1 pseudogene is annotated in these 654 nt (G+C 72.2%); it reads left to right on the forward strand.

What is annotated here, in order from left to right:
• Window positions 1-245: 245 nt before the first annotated feature.
• Window positions 246-654 (forward strand): annotated as a pseudogene (locus C404_RS60465) (XF1762 family protein); the annotation flags it as partial.

Here is a 654-nt window from a genome sequence, read left to right on the forward strand (position 1 = left end):
CGACCGAGGACGGCCTGTTCACGCGCCTCCAGCACTCGGCGGACGATCTCGTGCTTTCCGCCACCGCCACGCACCTGTCCTTAGCAGTGGTGCCTCCCGCCTGACGCGGCAACCGCCTCGCAGCCCCCGCATCGGGGGCCTTCTTTTGTTCGCACCGCCGCCATCGCCGCGCGTGCGCGTTTGTCTCCAGCCGCCGAGGCACGCCCCGCCGGCCACAACGCCGGCATGCCACCGGAGACAACCGCATGAACACGCCATCGACCTCGCCGAGGCTGCACCTCCTACCGGTGTCGCTGCGCACGGCCAATGCATTCGTTCTGTCGCACCATCGCCACCACCGCCCGGTCCAGGGCGCGAAGTTCGCCCTGGCCGTCACGCTGAGCGACAGCGACCTGATCCACGGCGTGGCCATTGTCGGCCGCCCGGTCGCGCGGCACCTGGACGCTGGAAGTCACGCGGCTGTGCACCGACGGCACACCCAGCGCCTGCAGCAAGCTCTACGGCGCGGCCTGGCAGGCGGCAAGGGCGCTGGGCTACATACGCCTGCTCACCTACACCATGCCCGACGAAGGTGGCGCCAGCCTGCGCGCCGCCGGCTGGCGGCTGATCGGCGCGCGCGGTGGCGGCGCCTGGAGCCGTCCCGGCCGTCCGCGC

Source organism: Ralstonia sp. AU12-08 (assembly GCF_000442475.1).
GTDB classification, from domain to species: Bacteria; Pseudomonadota; Gammaproteobacteria; order Burkholderiales; family Burkholderiaceae; genus Ralstonia; species Ralstonia insidiosa.